Below are 19649 nucleotides of genomic sequence, written 5' to 3' on the forward strand. Positions count from 1 at the left end.
ACATCCACCGGCGAGCCGCTCGGACCCCTCCGTGACCGCCCGGCAAGGGGCACCGTGAAGGAGGTTCCAGACGTCCCGGGCAGTCTCGCATCCGCCCCCGACATTCCCGTCCGGGGGCGTTCTCCACCGGGTCTCGGCGAGGGAGGGCCTCCTACCGCGCCTCTAGCATGGAGCCATGTCCGACGCCCTGCCCGACCCCGCCGACTCCGACGCCACCGCCCCGGCCGCGCCGCGCAGAAGGACCCTCGTGGTCAAGATGGGGTCCAGCTCGGTCACCAAGCAGTCGGGTCCGGATCCCGTTCTCCTGGCCAGCGCGCTCGAGAGCGCCTTCGCCGCCCGCGCGCTGGGCTGGGACGTCGTGCTGGTCTCCTCCGGCGCCGTCTCCTCGGGCCGGGCGCTCTTCGCCCGCTCGCAGGAGGAGCCGATCAGCGCCCGCCTGGCGGCAGCGGTGGGCCAGACCGTCCTGATGGGCTTCTACCGCTCGGTGGCCGAGCTCTCGGGCGCCCTGATCGCGCAGATCCTCATCGGCGAGTCCGACCTCGCCTCTCCCCGGCAGATGGCACACGTCGCCGAGGCGATCCGCCACGCCCTCGACGCCGGAGTCGTGCCCGTGGTCAACGGCAACGACACGATCGACTCCGCCGGCTCGGACAACGACGGCGTCGCCGGCGGATTGGCGATGCTCCTCGGCGCGGACCTGCTGCTGCTGCTCACCGACGTCCCCGGCGTCTTCGCCGGCAGCATCGCCGAGGGCGTGCACCTCGAGGAGCTGGGCATCTCGGAGCTGCGCCGCATCGGCGTGCAGAAGGGCGGCACCGGCCGAGGGGGCATCCGCTCCAAGCTACGGGCCGCCGAGCTCGCCGCGCACAACGGCGTCTCGACCAGGATCGCCGGGGCGCGCACCCCCGAGGTCATCCTGGGCGCCCTGGGAGGGCCGGGCCCGGGCACCCTCGTCCGCGCCGTGCACGCGCATCCGCCCGTGGAGCAGCGCTGGATCTCCGGAGTGGCCACCGGCCGCGGCCGCGTCGAGATCAACCTCGAGGCCGAGCGGAGCATCGGAGCCGGCTCGAGCCTGTTCGCCTCGGGCATCAAGCGTGTCTCCGGCGAGTTCGGCGGCGGCGACGTGATCGAGGTGCGCGCCCTCAGCGGAGAGCTCCTCGCGCGCGGCGTCTCCCGCGTCTCCTCGCGTCTGCTGACCCTGGTCCGCGCACTCCGGGTCGACGAGATCGCCCGCGTCTTCGTGGCGGTCCTCGGCCATGCCGCCACGACGGCGCCGTCGGCGAGTCCGGAGGGGGAGGAGAGGCCGCAGCTGACCCGCGCTCTGGAGTACGCGCGCACTCTCTCCTCCGAGCACGCTCGGGCCGTCGCGATGGAGATCGTCTCCCTCTTCCCCGCCGAGAGCATCTCGGCCCTGCTGGGGCAGGGCGCGGGGGAGGGCGAGCTCGTCGAGCGCTACACCCGCCTCGTCCGCACCCTCGCCATCGTGGAGAACGAGAACCTGGCCGTCTTCCGCTCCTGACCGCCGGTGGCGCGCCACGTCTCAGTGCATTTCGCGCCTTCGCGTCATGATCGCCGTTCTCCGGTGTCTTCCTGGTGATGGCGCCGCTCCTGGGCGCCCCCGACGGAACGGATCATCGATGAGCGTCCCCACTTCCACAGCCGGCCACTTCCGCGAGTCCGACATCACGCCCGAGAGCTTCGAGACCGAGAGGCTCGAGCGGCGGCTCGCCCTGCTCGAGGCCTCGATCGCCCAGGGGGAGCGGGCACTGCTCAGCCGGGTCGACCCGAGCAGCGGAGCTCCCCTCCCGGGCGCCTGCGGGGGGCACCGAGCCCAGCTGGTCAGCAACCTGACGACGGAGCGGGCCCTCGCCGACCGCATCCGGGAGATGCTCGCCGCTCGGAGCTGACGGGGTGCGTACGGCACGATGGGGCCATGGTCACCATCACCGTCGCCGGTCTCGCCCAGCACTTCCACCCCGCCGAGCGGGGCACCGTCCGCCTCGAGATCCGGCGCGAGTCGCGATCCCGGCCCCAGGCGCTCGCCGAGGTCACCGCCCTGCACGCGCGGGTCCGTGAGGAGGCGGCCGCCGAGCAGGCGTCCGGCGCCGCCACCTGGTGGTCCTCCGATCAGATCTCGGTCTCCTCGATCCGCCGGTACATCAAGGACTCGGACGTCACGCAGCTGTTCCATGTCGCGGCCGCCGGGGTCCGGGTGAAGTACCGGGACTTCGCGGCTCTCGGGCGCTGGGTCGGCTCGATCTCGGAGGTGCCGGGGATCCAGATCTCGGGGGTCGACTGGGACGTGACGGCGGCACGACGTGCGGGCATCGAGCGCGAGGTCCGCACCGCTGCCGTCCGCGACGCGCGCGAGCGGGCCGAGGCCTATGCTGCGGCCCTCGGCCTGACCGAGGTGCGGGTGCTGACCCTCTTCGAGCCGGGACTGCGGCCGCACACGCGCATCGAGGGCGGCTCGGCGATGATGAGCCGCGCCAAGGCGTTCTCCTCTCCTGAGGAGCCGCTGGCCCTCAAGCCGGAGGACATCGAGGTCACCGCCTCGGTCTCCGCCGACTTCGAGGCGCACTGACGCGGAGACGCGACCGGGCGACCGGTTCCGCTGCGGACGGAGAGCGCATGCCTGCACCTGCGACCCGCTGATCGTCTGCATGGCGACCCCGAGAGTCGCCCCGAGGCGACCGACCATCGGCTCCACGACGACCCCTCTCCGCCCCGATCAGCGGGCACGCGACCACCATACGTGTATTGAGGACTCCTCGGGAGCGCTGTCGCGGTTCGGCGTCCGCCGTGCACACCCTCCGGGAATAGCGGGGGACCCCCGAGCGCTGAGGCAGGCATGGTCTCGCGCATCGGCTTCCTCTCCTTCGGCCACTACCAGTCCGTCCCCGGGTCTCAGACCCGCTCGGCTCGCGACGTCCTCCTCCAGACGATCGAGCTCGCGGAGGCGGCGGAGGAGATCGGCATCGACGGCGCCTACGTCCGCGTGCACCACTTCGCGCCGCAGCTCGCCTCGCCGTTCCCGCTGCTGGCGGCGATCGCCGCGCGCACCCGCCGCATCGAGATCGGCACCGGGGTCATCGACATGCGCTACGAGAACCCGCTCTACATGGCGGAGGAGGCGGCCGCCACCGACCTGATCTCCGACGGCCGGCTCGAGCTCGGGGTCAGCCGGGGATCGCCCGAGACCGCCCTGCGCGGGTCCGAGGCGTTCGGCTTCGTCCCCCCGGAGGGGATGACCGACGCCGACCTCGCCCGGCAGAAGGTGCGCATCCTCCGGGAGGCGCTCGCCGGAGCGCCGGTCGCGCAGTCGGATCCGGCGATGACGCGCCAGTCGCTCCCGCTCTCGATCGAGCCGCGCTCGCCCGGCCTCGAGGACCGGATCTGGTGGGGTGCCGGCAGCTTCGCGACCGCGCGCTGGGCAGCCGAGCAGGGCATGAACCTGCAGTCGTCGACCCTGCTCCTGGAGGAGGAGGGCGTGCCCTTCGACGAGCTGCAGGCCCGCCAGATCCGCGAGTACCGCGACGCGTGGAGCGAGGCGGGCTGGGAGCGCACCCCGCGCGTCTCCGTGTCGCGCAGCGTCCTTCCGATCACGACCGATCTCGACCGGCTGTACTTCGGCGGCCGCGGCGAGCAGGACCAGGTCGCCACCCTCGAGGGCGTCCGCGCCCGATTCGGCCGCAGCTACACGGGCGAGCCGGACGCCGTCTCCGCCGAGCTCGCTGCGGACGCCGCCGTGCAGGAGGCGGACACGCTGCTGCTCACCCTTCCCAACCAGCTCGGGGTCGAGTACAACGCGCGGCTCCTGCGCACTGTCGTGGAATCGATCGCTCCGGCTCTCGGCTGGTCGCCGGCGACAGCAGGCGTCTGACGCCGAGGCACGGTCTGTGCAGGAGGGCCCTGCGGTGCAGGAGCGCCCCTGCGGTGCAGGAGCGCCCGTTTACTGCAGGAGCGCCCGTTTACTGCAGGAGACGCCCCGCCTCTTCGGGAAAGAGCGGGGCGTCTGCTCTCTCCGACCACAGCATCTTTCCCGCCGGCGCGAGGAGCGGACGGTGCCGGGAACGACGGAACCCCCCGCCTCTCCGAGGAGAGACGAGGGGTTCCGATCAGTGTGTCCGAGGGGGGACTTGAACCCCCACGCCCTATACGGGCACTAGCACCTCAAGCTAGCGCGTCTGCCATTTCCGCCACCCGGACGAGTGTTTCCTTCGACCTGCGTTTCCGCGGCCGAAGAAGACATTAGCACGGTTCCGGGGCCTCTCACGCCACCTCCCGGCCCACCTTCCTCCGCGCGCCGTCGAGCCCGCGCCGGTACCGTTGCCCGCATGTCCGACAGCATCGACAGCGCGCCCGTGACCGACAGCACCCTCGACGAGACGGCGCTCATCGCGCGCGATCTCATCCGCTTCGACACCAGCAACTACGGCGACGGGAAGGCGGAGCCGGAGCGCCCGGCCGCGGAGTACGTCGCGGCGAAGCTGCGCGACCTCGGCCTCGAGCCCGAGCTGATCGACTCCGACCCGGGACGCACGAGCGTCGTGGCGCGGGTCGCCGGGGAGGACCGCGAGCGCGGCGCCCTCGTCGTCCACGGGCACCTCGACGTGGTGCCCGCCATCGCCGACAACTGGAGCGTCGACCCGTTCGGCGGCGAGATCAAGGACGGCATGCTCTGGGGCCGCGGCGCGGTCGACATGAAGAACATGGACGCGATGATCCTCGCCTCGCTCGGCGACATCCTCCGTGAGGGGAGGCGCCCCTCCCGCGACCTCGTCATCGCCTTCTTCGCCGACGAGGAGGCGGGCGGTGTGCGGGGATCAGGATTCCTGGCCCGTGAGCGGCCCGAGCTGTTCGCCGGAGCGACCGAGGCGATCAGCGAGGTCGGCGGCTACTCGATCGAGCTGGCCGGCAAGCGGGCCTATCTCGTGCAGACGGGCGAGAAGGCGCTGATGTGGCTGACCCTCCGCGCGCACGGCACGGCGGGGCACGGCTCGCAGATCAACTCCGAGAACGCCGTCACCCGGCTGGCGCAGGCGATCGCCCGCATCGGAAGCGAGGAGTGGCCCACCCGCCTCACCGACACCACGCGCGAGCTGCTCGACGAGGTCGCCCGCCTGCTCGGCCACGACCCTCAGCGCAGCACTCCGGAGGAGCTGGCACTCGCCACCGGCACCGCCTCGCGCTTCATCGCCGCGACGCTGCGCACCACCGCCAATCCGTCGATGCTGTCGGCCGGCTACAAGGCCAACGTCATCCCGGACACCGCGGACGCCACCATCGACGTGCGCGTCCTCCCCGGCGAGGAGGACGCGGTGCTCGAGCGCCTGAAGGTCCTCGCGGGCGAGCACGTCGAGATCCTCGTCCAGCACCGCGACATTGGACTCGAGGTGCCCTTCGCCGGCCCCCTCGTCGAGAGCATGGCCGCCTCGATCCGCCGGTTCGATCCGGGCGCCGAGGTCCTCCCGTACCTGCTCTCCGGAGGAACCGACAACAAGGCGCTCTCGACGCTCGGCATCACCGGATACGGGTTCGCGCCGCTCCAGCTGCCGTCGTCCCTGGACTTCCCGGCGCTGTTCCACGGGGTCGACGAGCGCGTTCCACTGGACGCACTAGTGTTTGGCAGGAAGGTCCTGACCGATCTCCTGCTGAGCTCCTGACGGCGCCGCGGACCGGGTCAGCACCGACCGATCCCGACCGACTGCTGGCCGACGACGCCCCAGCCCTCCTCGAAAGTGACGCATGGGCCTGCTCGACGCGCTGATCCTGGGACTCGTCCAGGGTCTGACCGAATTCCTCCCCATCTCCTCCAGCGCCCACCTCCGGATCGTCAGCGAGCTGCTGCCCGGTCTCGGCGGCCGCGACACCGGAGCCGCGTTCACCGCGATCACGCAGCTGGGCACCGAGACCGCCGTCATCATCTACTTCTGGCGCGACATCGTGCGGATCGTGTCGCACTGGGCGCGCTCCCTCGTCGGCCGGATCCCGCGCTCGGACCCGGACGCCCGCATGGGCTGGCTCATCATCCTGGGCAGCCTCCCGATCATCGTCCTCGGCCTCGTCTTCCAGGACGCGATCGAGACGACCCTCCGCTCCCTGTGGGTGGTGGCCACCACCCTCATCCTCTTCGGCATCCTGCTCGGCATCGCCGACGCGGTCGGCGCGAAGAAGCGACGCCTGCGCGACCTGGGCGTCCGCGACGGCCTGATCTTCGGAGGCGCGCAGGCACTCGCCCTGATCCCCGGCGTCTCGCGCTCGGGAGGCACCATCACCGCGGGCCTCTTCCTCGGCTACGAGCGCAAGGCGGCGGCGCGCTACTCCTTCCTCCTCGCGATCCCCGCGGTGTTCGGCAGCGGTCTCTACCAGCTGTACAAGAGCATCAGCGACCCGGTCGTGCTCCCGAACCAGGTCCAGGTCGGCGGGCTCGAGACTCTCGTGGCGACCATCGTCGCGTTCGTGGTCGGCTTCGTCGTGATCGCGTTCTTCATGAGCTACATCTCCCGCCGCAGCTTCCTCCCGTTCGTCGTGTACCGCATCGTCCTCGGCGTCGTCCTCATGGTCGCGCTCGCCACCGGCCTGATCGCCGCCTAGATGCGCGCCTGGACCGCCGCCGACGTCCCCGCCCTGCCCGGCCGGGGGAGCGCACCGCGCCTGCACGACACCGCGACCGCCGGCCCCGTCGAGCTCGACGCGCCCAGCGGAGTCGCGAGCCTCTACGTCTGCGGCATCACGCCCTACGACGCCACCCACCTCGGGCACGCGTCGACCTACCTCGCCTTCGACACGGTCCAGCGCGTCTGGCTCGACGCGGGCTACACGGTCGAGTACGCCCAGAACGTGACCGACGTCGACGACCCGCTGCTCGAGCGTGCGACGGCCACCGGTGTCGACTGGCGCGACCTCGCCGAGGAGCAGGTCGAGCTGTTCCGCGGCGACATGGCCTCCCTGCGCGTCCTGCCTCCGCAGCACTACGTCGGAGTCACCGAGACCGTGGATCCCATCGCGGAGGCGGTCGCCCGCCTGGAGCGCGACGGCGTCGCCTACCGCGTCGCTGCTCCGGACGCGGCGGAGGAGGGCGCGAGCGACCTCTACTACGACATCGCCGCGGCCGAGAGCGCCGTCTGGCACCTGGGCAGCGAGAGCCGGCTCGACGCGGAGTCGATGGCCCGCTTCTCGGCGCTGCGCGGGGGCGACCCGGAGCGCGCCGGCAAGCGCGACCCCCTCGATCCGCTGCTCTGGCGGGCCGAGCGCGCCGGCGAGCCCGCCTGGGACGCCGAGGTCGGCCGCGGCCGTCCGGGCTGGCACATCGAGTGCTCGGTGATCGCCCTCGACCGGCTCGGACCCGAGTTCACCCTGCAGGGCGGCGGGAGCGACCTGGTCTTCCCGCACCACGAGTTCAGCGCCGGCCACGCCGCGTCGCTGTCCGGCCGTCCTCTGGCCCGCGCCTACGCGCACGCCGGGATGGTCGCCTACCAGGGCGAGAAGATGAGCAAGTCGCTCGGGAACCTGGTGCTGGTCTCACGTCTGCGGAGCGAGGGCGCGGACCCGCGGGCGATCCGCCTCGCGCTCCTCGCGCACCACTACCGCTCCGACTGGGAGTGGCTGCCCGAGGACCTGCCGTCGGCCGAGGCGCGCCTGGCGCGCTGGGAGGCGGCCCTCGCCGCCGTCGGACCGCGCTCGGCGCTCGAGGTGCTGGCGCAGCTGCGCGAGGCGCTGGCCGACGACCTCGGCACTCCGGCCGCCCTCGCCGTCGTCGACGCCGCACTGACCGAGGGCGTGGACGACCCGTCGCTCCTGCGCGACGCGGTCGACGCCCTGCTCGGGGTGCGCCCGGCCTGAACCCCGTCAGGCTCGAGTCCCGTAAGGCTCGAGTCCCGTCGTGGGCGAGTCCCGTCAGGGCGGCCGGGAGCGGTCCCGTGATCGACGACCGTCTCGGACGAGCGGGCGCCGGCGGAGGCTACGGGCGCCAGGGCTCCTCGCCGGAGCGGCCGTCGCCGCGGCGGCGCAGGTAGCGCTCGAACTCCTGGGCGATCGCCTCGCCGCTCGCCTCGGGCGAGTCGACGGTGTCGCGCGCCTGCTCGAGCTGGGCGATGTACGACGCCATCTCCTCGTCCTCGGCGGCGAGGGCGTCGATGCCGCGCTCCCACTCCTCCGCCTCCTCTACGAGGTCGCCGCGGGGGATCGCCAGGCCGACGACCTCCTCGAGCTTCTCGAGCAGCGCCAGCATCGCCTTGGGCGAGGGCGCGTTGTGCACGTAGTGCGGGACGGAGGCCCAGATCGAGACGGCGGGGATGCCGACCTTCTGTGCGGCCTCGCCGATCACGCTGAGGATGCCGACCGGCCCCTCGTAGCTGGAGCGCTCGAGCTCGAACGAGCTCCGCAGCTCCGCGTTCTCGCTCGAGGCGAAGATGGAGATCGGCCGGGTGTGCGGGACGTCGGCGAGCATCGCGCCGAGGAAGACGACGGCGGAGATGTCTATCGCGAGCATGGCGTCGACGACCTCGGCCGCGAAGCTCTTCCAGCTGCGCGAGGGCTCGGTGCCGATCATGAGGTACAGCGCGCTCTCGGCGTCGACCGAGGTGTCGGCCGGGCCGAAGATCTGGGTGCCGGGCCAGGCGAGGCTGCGGCGGCCGTCCTCGCCGATCGAGAGCATGGGGCGGGTGTACTGGAAGTCGTAGTACTGCTCGGCGTCGACGGCGAAGAGGGGCACGTACTCCCCGGCGTCCTTGACCAGCCGCAGCGCGCCGCTGGCGGCGTCCCCGGCGTCGTTCCAGCCCTCGAAGGCCACGACCAGGACGTTCCCCGTGATCACGTTCATAGGCAGGATCTCCGCGTTCGGCTCGATGTGCGGGGAGCGCACACCGCGCCTGTCCCTCCGTCCAGGATAGGACCGCCCCCGGCCGCGCCCGTCCCGTCCGGCGGGATCGGCCGCGCTGTTCGCTCTCGGCCCGCGGCCGGGGAGGGGCGCGGCCCTGCCGGTACCATGGTCGCTCGTGACTCCCGAGACCTCCGCCCGGCCGCTGTCCTCCGAGCCGCTCGGAGGAGCGTCCGCCCCCGCCGCCGTCCTCTGGGACATGGACGGGACGCTCGTCGACACCGAGCCGTACTGGATGGCGTCGGAGCACGCGCTCGTCTCCTCCTTCGGCGGAGTGTGGACCCACGAGGACGCGATGGGACTCGTCGGCTCGGGCCTGCCCGCCGCCGCCCGCATCCTGCAGGGCAAGGGCGTCGACCTCTCCGTCGACGCGATCATCGACCGGATGACCGACGAGGTCGTCGACCAGCTGGCCGTGAGCATCCCGTGGCGACCGGGCGCGCTCGAGCTGCTGCACGCGGTGTCCGAGGCGGGTGTGCCGCAGGCGCTGGTCACGATGTCGATCTCGCGGATGGCCGCGGCCGTCGTGGACCGGATCCCGTTCCCCGCCTTCGCCGCCGTCGTCAGCGGCGACATGGTCGAGCGCAGCAAGCCTCACCCCGAGGCGTACCTCCTCGCCGCGAGCACCCTCGGTGTCGACATCGCCGCCTGCGTCGCGATCGAGGACTCCCTCACGGGCCTCGGCGCGGCCGTCGCCTCCGGAGCCGCGTCGATCGGCGTCCCGCACCAGCTGGAGCTCGACCCCGCCGGCCCCTACGCCCTCTGGCCCACTCTCGCGGGCCGCACCGTCGCGGACCTCGCGACGGTGTCCTCCGAGCACCGCGGCTCCGGCCCGGCCACGACCGAGACGGAGGCCCGCCGATGACCGGTGAGGCACTGCAGCATTCCGGACCCTTCCGCGCGGGAGACCGCGTCCAGCTGACGGGACCCAAGGGGCGGATGAACACCATCACGCTCGTTCCCGGCAAGGTGTTCCACACGCACCGGGGCGGCATCGAGCACGACACGGTGATCGGGCTGCCCGACGGCTCGGTGGTGACCAACACCGTCGGCGTCGAGCACCTCGCGCTGCGCCCTCTCCTCGCCGACTTCGTGATGTCGATGCCCCGCGGCGCGGCGATCGTGTACCCGAAGGACGCGGCCCAGATCCTCGCCCTCGCCGACGTCTTCCCCGGCGCCCGCGTGGTCGAGGCCGGTGTCGGCTCCGGCGCGCTCTCGCTCTGGCTGCTGCGGGCGGTGGGTCCGACCGGCCGGCTGTCGTCGTTCGAGCGGCGCGAGGAGTTCGCGGATGTCGCACGGGCGAACATCGAGACCTTCCTCGGCTACACGCCCGACAACTGGAGCGTCACCGTCGGCGACCTCGTCGAGGCGCTGCCCGGCACGGTCCCGTCCGGCGAGGCCGACCGCGTCGTGCTCGACATGCTCGCGCCCTGGGAGTGCCTCGACGTCGCCGCCGAGGCTCTCACGCCCGGGGGAGTGCTCCTCTGCTACGTGGCCACCGTCACGCAGCTCTCGCGGACGGCGGAGGCGATCCGCGCCTCGGGCCTGTTCACGAACCCGTCGTCGAACGAGACCATGGTCCGCGGCTGGCACGTCGAGGGCCTCGCGGTCCGGCCGGACCACCGGATGATCGGCCACACCGGCTTCCTCATCACCGCTCGCCGGCTCGCTCCGGACACCGTGCTCCCCGAGCTCAAGCGTCGCCCGTCGAAGACGGACTTCAGCGACGAGGACGTGGAGGCCTGGACCCCCGGCGCGCTCGGCGAGCGCGCCGTGAGCCCCAAGAGCCTGCGCAAGCGGGTCCGCGAGTCCGCCACCAGCGCCGAGCTCTCCCGGGCCCGCGGGTTCGGCGAGGAGACCGCGGAGCCCGACGACGAGGGCATCCTCTAAGCTGTTCCCGGCCTCCGGGCCGTCTCCACCCCGGGCGTCACCGCTCCCCTTCACTCGAATCGAGGACCCGTGCGCAGGACCACCGCGCTCATCGCCGGCATCGGCATCGTCGCCGCTCTCACCGGATGCACCGCGTCCTCCTCGCAGGCGGACTGCGACGCTCCGTTCTCCTCCGGCGACTCCTCGGCGGCGGTCAGCGCCACGGGCGACTTCGGAGCGAAGCCGGACGTCAGCGTCCCGACGCCGCTGAAGGCGGACGGCACGCAGGTCAGCACCCTCATCGAGGGCTCGGGCGCACCGCTCGAGAAGGGCCAGCTCGTCACCATCGACTACACCCTGGTCAACGGAGCGGACGGCACGGTCCTCGAGACCTCGCCCTACGACGGGTCGAGCACCGCCCGCTTCGGCGTCGGCGGAGCCGGGCTCGTCGGCCTGAACGAGGGCCTCCTCTGCACGCAGGTCGGCTCGCGCGTCGCCATCGCGATCGCCCCCGAGGACGGCTTCGGCCAGTCCTCGTCGCAGCTCGGCATCTCGGAGGACGACACGCTCGTGCTCGTCGCGGACGTCCGTGAGGCCTCGCTGGCCCGCGCGAACGGCGCCGCCCAGCCCGCGCCCGACGGCTTCCCGACGGTGACGCTCGGCGACGACGGACGCCCGGGGCTCGCGAAGCCCTCCGGTGACGCGCCGACCGACCTCCGCATCGCCCAGCTCAAGAAGGGCGACGGCGACGTCGTCGCCGAGGGCGACCAGGTCGTCGTGGCCTACACAGGCTGGCAGTGGAGCGACGGGAAGGTGTTCGACTCCAGCTGGGAGAAGGGCGCTCCCGCCGTCTTCACGGCCGCCGACGGCTCGACCACCCAGGGCGGAGTCATCGCCGGATTCGCCGACGCCCTCATCGGCCAGCCCGTCGGATCCCAGGTCATCGCGGTCATCCCGCCGGACCAGGGCTACGGCGACCAGGGCTCCCCTCAGGGCGGGATCCCCGGCGGCGCGACGCTGATCTTCGTCGCCGACATCCTCGGAAAGGTCTGACCGGGCCCGGCCCTAGACTGGAGGGCGTGCCTTCCGACGCCCCGTCCTCGAGCCGCGTCCCGGCCGAGGAGCGTCTGTTCAACCTCGTGCTCGCGCTCGTCGCGGCCGAGAACGGACTGACGAAGGCCGACGTCCTCTCCACGGTGCAGGGCTACCGGCAGCGGGTGGGCCGGGGCGACCGGACCTCGCTCGAGCGCCAGTTCGAGCGCGACAAGGACGACCTGCGCGAGCTGGGCATCCCGATCGAGACGGTCGACGCCCCGGGCGACCCGGGCAACACCCAGACCGTCCGGTACCGCATCGCGAAGCGCAGCTACGACCTCCCGGCCGACCTGACCTTCGACCCGGAGGAGCTCGCGCTGCTCCGCCTGGCCGGGGCGGTCTGGCGCGAGGGGACGCTCTCGGCGGAGTCGCGGCGCGCGCTGATCAAGCTGCGCTCGATCGGGGTCGAGTCCGTCGACCCCGTCATCGGCATCAGCCCCTCGATCCGGGTCCGCGAGGCCTCGTTCGAGCCGCTCAACGCTGCGCTCGACCGCGGCCAGGTCGTCCGCTTCCCCTATCTGAAGCCCGGCGGCGAGGAGCCGCGCGTGCGCACCGTGCAGCCCCGCGCCCTGGTGAACCACCAGGGGCGCTGGCACCTCCACGGCTGGGACGAGGGCGCCGAGGGCACGCGGACCTTCCTCCTGTCGCGGATCGTCGGGCCGGTCGCGTCCACCGGCCGCACCGCGCCTCTCGTGGAGGGGGACCACGCGGCGACCGCTCTCGCCCAGCTCGACGAGATCCTGCAGCGCAACAGCGCGCTCCTGCGCGTCGCCCCCGACTCCGACGCCGCCCTCCGTCTCGGCGGGCGTGCCGAGGCCGAGGGCGAGGGCCAGGGCCTGCTGCGCCTGCACTACACCGACCCGGACGTGCTCGCGGACGAGCTCGCCGGTCACGGTCCCGAGGTGCGGGTGCTCGAGCCGGAGGAGCTCCGCCGCCGCGTCCTCGACCGCCTCCGCCGCACCCTGGACGACCATGGAGGGGATCCCCGTGGCTAGACCCCGCTCCCTGCAGGCGCGCGACCGCCTGGCCGTCCTCCTCTCCCTCGTTCCCTACCTGCTCGACCGGGGCCGCGTCTCCGTCGCCGAGGTCGCCGCGCACTTCGAGATCCCGGAGGAGGAGGTGCGCCGCGCGGTGCGCCTCATCGCCGTCTCGGGCATCCCCGGCGAGACCGCGCAGTACCAGGCGAACGACCTCTTCGACATCGGCTGGGACGACTTCGAGGAGAACGACCACGTCGTCCTCACCCACCAGGTCGCGATCGACGACTCGCCGAGGTTCTCGGCGCGGGAGGCCGCCGCCCTCATCGCCGGCATGCAGTACCTCGCAGCGCTGCCCGAGAACCAGGGCAACGACCGGATCGCCTCGCTGATGGGGAAGCTCGCACGCGGCGCCTCCTCGGCCCCGAGCGCGGTCGCGGTCTCGCGCGGCACGGGCGCGGACAGCGCTGTGGCGCTCCTGCGGACAGCGATGGGCTCGGCGACGCAGGTCGCTTTCGACTACCGCAGCGCCCGCGGCGAGACCGAGTCCCGGCTCGTCGACCCCTTCGTGCTCGAATCGGTCGATCGGGACTGGTACCTGCGCGGATGGGACCACCTCCGCGAGGGCGTCAGGACGTTCCGGGTCGACAGGATGCGCTCCCTCCGCGACACGGGGACGCCGATCGTCCGGCGCCGCAACGAGGTGACCCTCTCGGAACGGCTCTTCGAGGCCTCCGCCTCCGATCTCGTCGTGGACCTGCGCGTCGCCCCCAGCGCCGTCGTGCTGCTGGGCGACTACGCGGCCGACGCCGAGTTCCCCGATCCCGTGCCGGGGGAGGAGGACCACGGTGTCCTCGTCCGTCTCCGCGTCGCCCATCTGGAGGGATTGACGCGCCTGGTGGCGTCGTTGGCGGGTCTCGTCACCGTGGTGGCACCCCCCGAGGCGCGCACCGCGGTCGCGCTCTGGGCGGCCTCCGCGCTCGCCGCGAACGAGGGGGAGCCGTCGTGACCTGGTGGTCGTGGATCCTGATCTGGCTCGGCCTCGCGCTGGGCGCTCTGGCGATGCTGGTCCTCTTCGCCCTCTCCTACTGGCGCAAGGGGAAGGTGCTCCTCGGACAGCTGTCCGAGGTCACCGCGAAACTCGAGACACTGAGTCCTGGAATGACGGACGACCTGCCGCCCCGGCCGTCCTCGTCGCTGTTCGCCGATCGCGACGACGTGAGGCGTGCGCACGAGGGCCGGCGTGACGCACGTCGCGACAGGATCGATCTCCGCCGGTCAGAACGGGTCGAACAGGGTAAGCTCCTCGTACACCGCAACCGACAAGTGAAGTGAGTCTGCAATGTTCGCTGGCCTCCAGGGGTGGCACCTCCTCATCATCCTCGCCGTGATCCTCCTCCTGTTCGGTGCGCCCAAGCTCCCGCAGCTGGCCCGCAGTGTCGGGCAGTCGATGCGGATCTTCAAGAGCGAGGTCAAGACCATGAAGGACGAGGACGGCACCGAGCGCCGTGAGTCGACCGAGGGGACCACCGGCACCGTCGCCGGATCCACCGGCACGACCACCGGCACCGGCACCACCACGCCGCCCGAGTCCCCGCTCAAGTAATGACGTCCGTGGCACCGAAGAAGCCACGGACGAAGCGGACGAAGAACCCCGACGGGCGCATGTCGCTCGGGGCGCACCTCGTCGAGCTTCGCAACAGGCTCTTCAAGTCGGCGATCGCGATCGTCATCGCGTGCGTCGCGGGGTGGTTCGTCTCGGAGTGGGTCTTCGAGGCCCTCAAGGCTCCGATCTCCGAGGTGGCCTCCACCCAGGGCAAGGAGGCGATCCTCAACTTCCCGACGATCGCCGGTGCCTTCGACCTGCGGCTGCAGATCGCCATCACGGTGGGCATCGTCCTGGCAAGCCCGGTCTGGCTGTACCAGATCTGGGCGTTCCTCGTCCCGGGCCTGACCCGCAAGGAGATGCGGTACGGCCTCGGCTTCATCCTCACCGCCATCCCGCTGTTCTTCGCGGGCTGCGCGGCCGGCTGGTTCGTGTTCCCGCACATCGTGGAGCTCCTGACGAGCTTCACCGGCAGCAACGCGGCGAGCTTCCTCGACGCCAAGATCTACTACGAGTTCGTTCTCAAGCTCGTGCTGGTCGTCGGCATCGCCTTCGTGCTGCCCGTCTTCCTGGTGCTCCTCAACTTCCTCGGCATCCTCCCCGGCATGCTGATCCTCAAGTCGTGGCGCATCGCGATCATGGCGATCGTGCTCTTCACGGCGATCGCGACCCCCGCGGCCGACCCGATCTCGATGTTCCTCCTGGCCATCCCGATCATCTTCCTGTTCTTCCTCGCCTGCGGGATCGCGATCCTGCACGACCGGCGCGCCGCCAAGCGCCAGCTGGTGTTCGACGGCAGCCCCTCCGACCTGCCCGCGTGACCGGACCGTCTCCCGCCGAGCGGTTCGCCGCGTTCCGGACGCGCCAGGGCCACGCGAGGGTCGAGGCGTTCCGCTCGACCCTCGCGTTCGACCTCGACCCCTTCCAGTACGAGGCCTGCAGCGCGCTCGACGACGGCCACAGCGTCCTCGTCGCCGCGCCCACCGGCGCCGGCAAGACCGCGGTGGCCGAGTTCGCGATCCACCTGGCCATGCAGGACCCGACGGCCAAGGTCTTCTACACGACGCCGATGAAGGCGCTGAGCAACCAGAAGTTCCAGGAGTTCGTCGAGGACTACGGAGCCTCCGAGGTCGGCCTGCTGACCGGCGACTCGAACGTCAACGCGCGCGCCCGCATCGTCGTGATGACGACCGAGGTGCTGCGCAACATGCTGTACGCCGACTCGGACCTCCTGCGCGACCTCGCCTACGTCGTGATGGACGAGGTGCACTACCTCGCCGACCGCTTCCGCGGCGCCGTCTGGGAGGAGGTCATCATCCACCTCCCGCAGCGCGTGCGGCTGGTCTCGCTCAGCGCGACCGTGTCGAACGCCGAGGAGTTCGGCGACTGGCTCCAGACCGTCCGGGGCGAGACCGAGGTCATCGTCTCCGAGGAGCGGCCCGTCCCGCTCGACCAGCATGTCCTGGTGGGCGGCAAGCTGGTCGATCTCTTCGACTCCTCCGGTCGGGCGGCGACGAACCGGGTGAACCCCGAGCTCGCCCGCATGGCCCAGGGCGGCTCCCGGGTCGAGCGCGGCGGCAGGGGCGGCCGCAACGGCCGAGGCGGTCGCGGCCGCTACCCGGAGCAGCGCACCGAGGAGCTCGTGCTGCGCTCGGAGGTCGTCGAGATCCTCCGCGGCAAGAACCTCCTCCCCGCGATCTTCTTCGTCTTCAGCCGTGCGGGCTGCGACCAGGCCGTGCGCCAGGTGCTGCGGTCGGGCGTGCGCCTCACCGAGCGCCACGAGCGCGACGAGATCCGCGCGATCGTCGAGGAGCGGTGCCGGACGATCCGCGACGAGGACCTCGCGGTGCTCGGCTACTGGGAGTGGCTCGACGGACTCCAGCGGGGCGTCGCCGCGCACCACGCCGGGATGCTCCCCGCCTTCAAGGAGGTCGTCGAGGAGCTGTTCCTGCGCCGGCTCGTGCGCGTGGTCTTCGCGACCGAGACGCTCGCGCTCGGCATCAACATGCCGGCCCGCACGGTCGTCCTCGAGAAGCTCGAGAAGTTCAACGGCGAGGCGCGCGTCCCGATCACACCGGGGGAGTACACCCAGCTCACCGGCCGGGCGGGCCGACGCGGCATCGACGTCGAGGGCCACTCGGTGATCCAGTGGCGCGGCGGGATGGACCCTCAGGCGGTCGCGTCCCTCGCCTCCCGGCGGACCTACCCGCTCAACTCCAGCTTCCGCCCCAGCTACAACATGGCCGCGAACCTGATCGAGCAGTTCGGGCGGGTGCGCACGCGCGAGATCCTCGAGTCGTCGTTCGCGCAGTTCCAGGCCGACCGGTCCGTCGTCGATCTCGCCCGCCGGGTCCGCCAGCAGGAGGAGTCGATGGCGGGCTACGTCACGGCGATGCAGTGCTACCTGGGCGACTTCGAGCAGTACGCGGCGATCCGCCGTGAGATCGGCGACCTCGAGCGCCGGGGCGCGGTGCGCGGCGAGTCGGCCTCCCACGCCGAGCGCGAGAAGCGCCAGGGACAGCTCACGAGCCTGCGGCGTCGGATGAAGGCGCACCCGTGCCACGCCTGCTCCGACCGCGAGCAGCACGCGCGCTGGGCCGAGCGCTGGTGGAAGCTGCGCCGCGAGACCGACGAGATCGAGCGCCAGATCCGCTCGCGCACCGGCGCCGTCGCCCGCATCTTCGACCACATCACGGACGTGCTGCTCGAGCTCGGCTACTTCCGCCGGGACGAGGTCGGCGAGCTCTCGCTGACGCCCAACGGTCGCACGCTCCGCCGGATCTACGGGGAGCGGGACCTGCTCGTCGCCGAGTGCCTCCGGAAGCAGGCGTGGACGGAGCTCGATCCGGCCGGCCTCGCGGCGATGGCGTGCTGCCTGGTCTTCGAGCCGCGACGCGAGGAGGGGACGCTCGGCGAGCAGTTCCTGCCCCGCGGCGCGTTCCCCGAGGCGCTGGAGAGGACCCAGCTTCTGTGGGCCCGGCTCGACGACGTCGAGCGGGAGCACCGGCTGCCGGGCAGCAACCCGATCTCGACGAGCCTGGCGCTGTCGATGAACATGTGGGCCAAGGGCATGCCGCTCGACATGGTGCTCCGCGAGTCCGACATGGCCGCCGGCGACTTCGTGCGCTGGGCGAAGCAGACCATCGACCTCCTCGATCAGCTCTCCGTCGTCGCCGAGGGCAAGGTCGGCCGCGCGGCCCGGACCGCCCTCGACCTGGTCCGCCGCGGCATCGTCGCGTACTCGACCGTCGCATGACGCCGGTCGCTCCTCCGCCCGACGGGCGGACCGTTCCGCTGTGGGTGGCGCTGCCCCTCGCCGCCCTCGGCGGCGCCGTGCTCGACCGCGGCTTCCCCGACTCCGATGTCTGGCCGCTGGCGATCGTGGGCGCCGCGGTGATCCTGTTCGCGCTGGCGGGGCGCGGCTTCTGGAGCGGGAGCCTCGTCGGTCTCGTCGGCGGAGCGGTCTTCTGGGGCGTCCACATCGAGTGGCTGACCCTCTACCTCGGCCCGGTCCCGTGGGCGGCCCTCGCCGGCCTGCAGGCGATCTTCTTCGCGGTCTCCGCGGGGCTGATGGCGGTCGTCTCCACGCGCGGCCACCGCGTCTGGACGGGACCGCTCGGCCGGATGGTCGGCCTCCCCGCCCTCCTGGCGGCGCTCTGGATCGGGCGCGAGTCGATCACCAGCGTCTGGCCCTACGGCGGCTTCGCCTGGGGCCGCCTCGCGATCTCGCAGTCCCTCGGCCCGCTCGCCGGTCTCGCGGCGTGGATCGGCTTCGCCGGCCTCGGCTTCGTGGTGGCGTTCCTCGCGGCCGTGCTCGCGCAGGCCGTCCGCGAGATGTCCGTCCCGGCCTCCGCCCGGGTCAGCGCTCTCGCGGGCTTCGCGATCGTGGCGCTGGTGTTCCCCGCCTGGCCGGCACCGACGGAGGGCACGACCCGGATCGCCGCCGTCCAGGGCGACTCCGATGCGGGCCTCTTCTCGCAGAGCTACCGCGGGCAGATCCTCGAGGACCACACCTCGGCGACGCTGCCGATCCTCGACCAGGACGTCGACATGGTGGTGTGGCCCGAGAACGGCGTCGACATCGATCCGACCCGGAACGCCCAGTCGGCCGCCGTCCTCGACTACCTCAGCCGGACGATGGACGCGCCGTTCATCGTGGGCACGATCACGAACCCCTCGGACGACGTCTTCTACAACAGCTCGCTGCTCTGGAAGGCGGGGGAGGGGGCGACGCAGGTCTACGACAAGGTGCATCCCGTGCCGTTCGCCGAGTACATGCCGGACCGGGCGTTCTGGCGGATGTTCGCTCCGGACCTGGTCGACCTGGTGAGCCGCGACTACTCGATCGGCACCCGTCCCAACGTCTTCGACGTGAACGGCGTCCTCGCAGGCATCGCGATCTGCTTCGACATCTCGGACGACGCGCTGACGAACGCGATGGTCGACGGGGGAGCCCAGGTCATCCTCGGGCAGACCAACAACGCCGACTTCGGCCGGACGGACGAGAGCGTCCAGCAGCTCGCGATCGCTCGCCTGCGGGCCATCGAGACCGGGCGCAGCGTGGTCAACATCTCGACCGTCGGGACGAGTGCGATCATCGGGCCGGACGGCTCGACGATCGATTCCCTGACATGGTTCGAGCCGGGTGCCATGGTGGACGAGGTCCCCCTCAGCTCCACCACGACCCCGGCTCTGGTGTGGGCGCGAGACCTCGGCTGGTACTTCCTGGCCGCCGGTCTCATCGGCATGGTCTCGTTCGTCCTCAGGACGCGCGAGCCGCGACGCCGTTCCCGCTGACCGGCGCTACGCGCCGATCTTGTGCTCGCCGCGCCTGGCGTGCAGATAGGCGAGCCGCTCCTCGAGCAGCTCCTCCAGCTCCGCGCGGGTCCGGCGCTCGAGCAGCATGTCCCAGTGGGTGCGCGGAGCCTTCTGCTCGCCCTTGTCCACGACGACCGGCTTCGAGTCCACCATCAGAGTGGCCTCGTGACCGCAGGAGCGGCACTCCCAGGTCTCCGGTGCTTCCGCATCGGCCGAGAACACCATGTCGGTGTCGTGGCCGCAGTTCGCGCAGTGGTACTCGTACGTCGATCGCGGGGAGAAGACGACGCCTTCTTCGCTCTGCAGGCTCTGGGATCCGAGCCGCATTCCTCGCAAGCTTCGATCTGCCATTGTGTGGTCTCCTCTCGCTGTGCTTCCCCAGTGTCAACGTCGTACCTGGAGG

The 19649-nt window shown here is 71.8% G+C and carries 19 protein-coding genes and 1 tRNA gene; 17 read left to right on the forward strand and 3 right to left on the reverse strand.

Annotation, left to right across the window (positions count from 1 at the left end):
- Positions 1–175 precede the first annotated feature (175 nt).
- From proB to C5C33_RS06265, 4 genes are all read left to right on the forward strand, one after another.
- A complete protein-coding gene (gene proB, locus C5C33_RS06250; protein WP_104222000.1) occupies positions 176–1519 on the forward strand; it encodes a glutamate 5-kinase in 1344 nt (447 codons plus the stop codon).
- A gap of 118 nt (positions 1520–1637) precedes the next feature.
- Positions 1638–1907, forward strand: a complete 270-nt coding sequence (locus C5C33_RS06255) for a hypothetical protein (RefSeq protein WP_104250347.1) — start codon at positions 1638–1640, stop codon at positions 1905–1907.
- A gap of 26 nt (positions 1908–1933) precedes the next feature.
- The gene (locus tag C5C33_RS06260; RefSeq protein WP_104225267.1) at positions 1934–2584 is read left to right on the forward strand and encodes an SIMPL domain-containing protein; all 651 of its coding nucleotides are present in this window, start codon (positions 1934–1936) and stop codon (positions 2582–2584) included.
- A gap of 267 nt (positions 2585–2851) precedes the next feature.
- Complete coding sequence (locus C5C33_RS06265) at positions 2852–3883, forward strand: LLM class flavin-dependent oxidoreductase (protein WP_104260693.1); 1032 nt, start codon at positions 2852–2854, stop codon at positions 3881–3883.
- A gap of 241 nt (positions 3884–4124) precedes the next feature.
- On the opposite strand, the gene C5C33_RS06270 is transcribed toward C5C33_RS06265, so the two are convergent.
- Positions 4125–4209, reverse strand: a tRNA-Leu gene (locus C5C33_RS06270).
- A 128-nt stretch (positions 4210–4337) separates the two neighbouring features.
- Here C5C33_RS06270 and C5C33_RS06275 point away from each other — a divergent pair.
- The 3 genes from C5C33_RS06275 to mshC all read left to right on the forward strand — a co-directional run bounded on the left by C5C33_RS06275 (position 4338) and on the right by mshC (position 7845).
- Positions 4338–5666: a M20/M25/M40 family metallo-hydrolase gene (locus C5C33_RS06275; RefSeq protein ID WP_181068004.1), complete on the forward strand. Its 1329-nt coding sequence runs from the start codon at positions 4338–4340 to the stop codon at positions 5664–5666.
- An 82-nt stretch (positions 5667–5748) separates the two neighbouring features.
- Positions 5749–6597 carry an undecaprenyl-diphosphate phosphatase gene (locus tag C5C33_RS06280; RefSeq protein WP_104222008.1) on the forward strand — a complete coding sequence of 283 codons (849 nt, stop codon included), beginning with the start codon at positions 5749–5751 and terminating at the stop codon, positions 6595–6597.
- A complete protein-coding gene (gene mshC, locus C5C33_RS06285) occupies positions 6598–7845 on the forward strand; it encodes a cysteine--1-D-myo-inosityl 2-amino-2-deoxy-alpha-D-glucopyranoside ligase (RefSeq protein WP_104246821.1) in 1248 nt (415 codons plus the stop codon).
- A 118-nt stretch (positions 7846–7963) separates the two neighbouring features.
- Here mshC and C5C33_RS06290 read toward each other — a convergent pair whose 3' ends face one another.
- Positions 7964–8824 (reverse strand): proteasome assembly chaperone family protein, encoded by an 861-nt coding sequence (locus C5C33_RS06290; protein ID WP_104222142.1) that lies wholly within the window; start codon positions 8822–8824, stop codon positions 7964–7966.
- Between the two features lie 175 nt (positions 8825–8999).
- On the opposite strand from C5C33_RS06290, the gene C5C33_RS06295 reads away from it, so the two are divergent.
- The 10 genes from C5C33_RS06295 (at position 9000) to lnt (ending at position 19225) form a co-directional block, all read left to right on the forward strand.
- Complete coding sequence (locus C5C33_RS06295; protein ID WP_258062132.1) at positions 9000–9746, forward strand: HAD family phosphatase; 747 nt, start codon at positions 9000–9002, stop codon at positions 9744–9746.
- Positions 9743–10771, forward strand: a complete 1029-nt coding sequence (locus C5C33_RS06300; RefSeq protein WP_104222012.1) for a tRNA (adenine-N1)-methyltransferase — start codon at positions 9743–9745, stop codon at positions 10769–10771. The genes C5C33_RS06295 and C5C33_RS06300 overlap by 4 nt, the downstream gene beginning before the upstream one ends.
- A gap of 69 nt (positions 10772–10840) precedes the next feature.
- Positions 10841–11803, forward strand: coding sequence for an FKBP-type peptidyl-prolyl cis-trans isomerase (locus tag C5C33_RS06305; RefSeq protein ID WP_104222014.1), 963 nt, complete (start codon positions 10841–10843; stop codon positions 11801–11803).
- Positions 11804–11829: 26 nt separating this feature from the next.
- Positions 11830–12840, forward strand: coding sequence for a YafY family protein (locus C5C33_RS06310; protein WP_104222016.1), 1011 nt, complete (start codon positions 11830–11832; stop codon positions 12838–12840).
- Positions 12833–13831 carry a YafY family protein gene (locus C5C33_RS06315; RefSeq protein ID WP_258059235.1) on the forward strand — a complete coding sequence of 333 codons (999 nt, stop codon included), beginning with the start codon at positions 12833–12835 and terminating at the stop codon, positions 13829–13831. Before C5C33_RS06310 ends, C5C33_RS06315 begins: the two co-directional genes overlap by 8 nt.
- On the forward strand, positions 13828–14157 hold the full coding sequence (locus C5C33_RS06320; RefSeq protein WP_104222020.1) for a hypothetical protein: 330 nt from the start codon (positions 13828–13830) through the stop codon (positions 14155–14157). Before C5C33_RS06315 ends, C5C33_RS06320 begins: the two co-directional genes overlap by 4 nt.
- Positions 14158–14164: 7 nt before the next feature.
- Complete coding sequence (gene tatA / locus C5C33_RS06325; RefSeq protein WP_104222022.1) at positions 14165–14428, forward strand: Sec-independent protein translocase subunit TatA; 264 nt, start codon at positions 14165–14167, stop codon at positions 14426–14428.
- Positions 14428–15249 carry a twin-arginine translocase subunit TatC gene (gene tatC / locus C5C33_RS06330; protein ID WP_374952911.1) on the forward strand — a complete coding sequence of 274 codons (822 nt, stop codon included), beginning with the start codon at positions 14428–14430 and terminating at the stop codon, positions 15247–15249. The genes tatA and tatC overlap by 1 nt, the downstream gene beginning before the upstream one ends.
- Positions 15246–17684: an RNA helicase gene (locus C5C33_RS06335; protein ID WP_104260694.1), complete on the forward strand. Its 2439-nt coding sequence runs from the start codon at positions 15246–15248 to the stop codon at positions 17682–17684. The genes tatC and C5C33_RS06335 overlap by 4 nt, the downstream gene beginning before the upstream one ends.
- Positions 17681–19225: an apolipoprotein N-acyltransferase gene (gene lnt / locus C5C33_RS06340; RefSeq protein WP_104260695.1), complete on the forward strand. Its 1545-nt coding sequence runs from the start codon at positions 17681–17683 to the stop codon at positions 19223–19225. The genes C5C33_RS06335 and lnt overlap by 4 nt, the downstream gene beginning before the upstream one ends.
- Before the next feature lie 6 nt (positions 19226–19231).
- On the opposite strand, the gene C5C33_RS06345 is transcribed toward lnt, so the two are convergent.
- Positions 19232–19597: an RNA polymerase-binding protein RbpA gene (locus C5C33_RS06345; protein ID WP_104260696.1), complete on the reverse strand. Its 366-nt coding sequence runs from the start codon at positions 19595–19597 to the stop codon at positions 19232–19234.
- Positions 19598–19649 lie beyond the last annotated feature (52 nt).

Source organism: Rathayibacter sp. AY1H3, assembly GCF_002932015.1.

What these genes read in the sequence shown, in the direction of transcription:
- lnt (WP_104260695.1), top strand. Translation starts at nt 17,681, where the DNA reads ATGACGCCGGTCGCTCCTCCGCCCGACGGGCGGACCGTTCCGCTGTGG.
- C5C33_RS06290 (WP_104222142.1), bottom strand. Translation starts at nt 8,824, where the DNA reads ATGAACGTGATCACGGGGAACGTCCTGGTCGTGGCCTTCGAGGGCTGG.
- C5C33_RS06275 (WP_181068004.1), top strand. Translation starts at nt 4,338, where the DNA reads ATGTCCGACAGCATCGACAGCGCGCCCGTGACCGACAGCACCCTCGAC.
- tatA (WP_104222022.1), top strand. Translation starts at nt 14,165, where the DNA reads ATGTTCGCTGGCCTCCAGGGGTGGCACCTCCTCATCATCCTCGCCGTG.
- tatC (WP_374952911.1), top strand. Translation starts at nt 14,428, where the DNA reads ATGACGTCCGTGGCACCGAAGAAGCCACGGACGAAGCGGACGAAGAAC.
- C5C33_RS06265 (WP_104260693.1), top strand. Translation starts at nt 2,852, where the DNA reads ATGGTCTCGCGCATCGGCTTCCTCTCCTTCGGCCACTACCAGTCCGTC.
- C5C33_RS06345 (WP_104260696.1), bottom strand. Translation starts at nt 19,597, where the DNA reads ATGGCAGATCGAAGCTTGCGAGGAATGCGGCTCGGATCCCAGAGCCTG.
- mshC (WP_104246821.1), top strand. Translation starts at nt 6,598, where the DNA reads ATGCGCGCCTGGACCGCCGCCGACGTCCCCGCCCTGCCCGGCCGGGGG.
- C5C33_RS06280 (WP_104222008.1), top strand. Translation starts at nt 5,749, where the DNA reads ATGGGCCTGCTCGACGCGCTGATCCTGGGACTCGTCCAGGGTCTGACC.
- C5C33_RS06260 (WP_104225267.1), top strand. Translation starts at nt 1,934, where the DNA reads ATGGTCACCATCACCGTCGCCGGTCTCGCCCAGCACTTCCACCCCGCC.
- C5C33_RS06300 (WP_104222012.1), top strand. Translation starts at nt 9,743, where the DNA reads ATGACCGGTGAGGCACTGCAGCATTCCGGACCCTTCCGCGCGGGAGAC.
- C5C33_RS06255 (WP_104250347.1), top strand. Translation starts at nt 1,638, where the DNA reads ATGAGCGTCCCCACTTCCACAGCCGGCCACTTCCGCGAGTCCGACATC.
- proB (WP_104222000.1), top strand. Translation starts at nt 176, where the DNA reads ATGTCCGACGCCCTGCCCGACCCCGCCGACTCCGACGCCACCGCCCCG.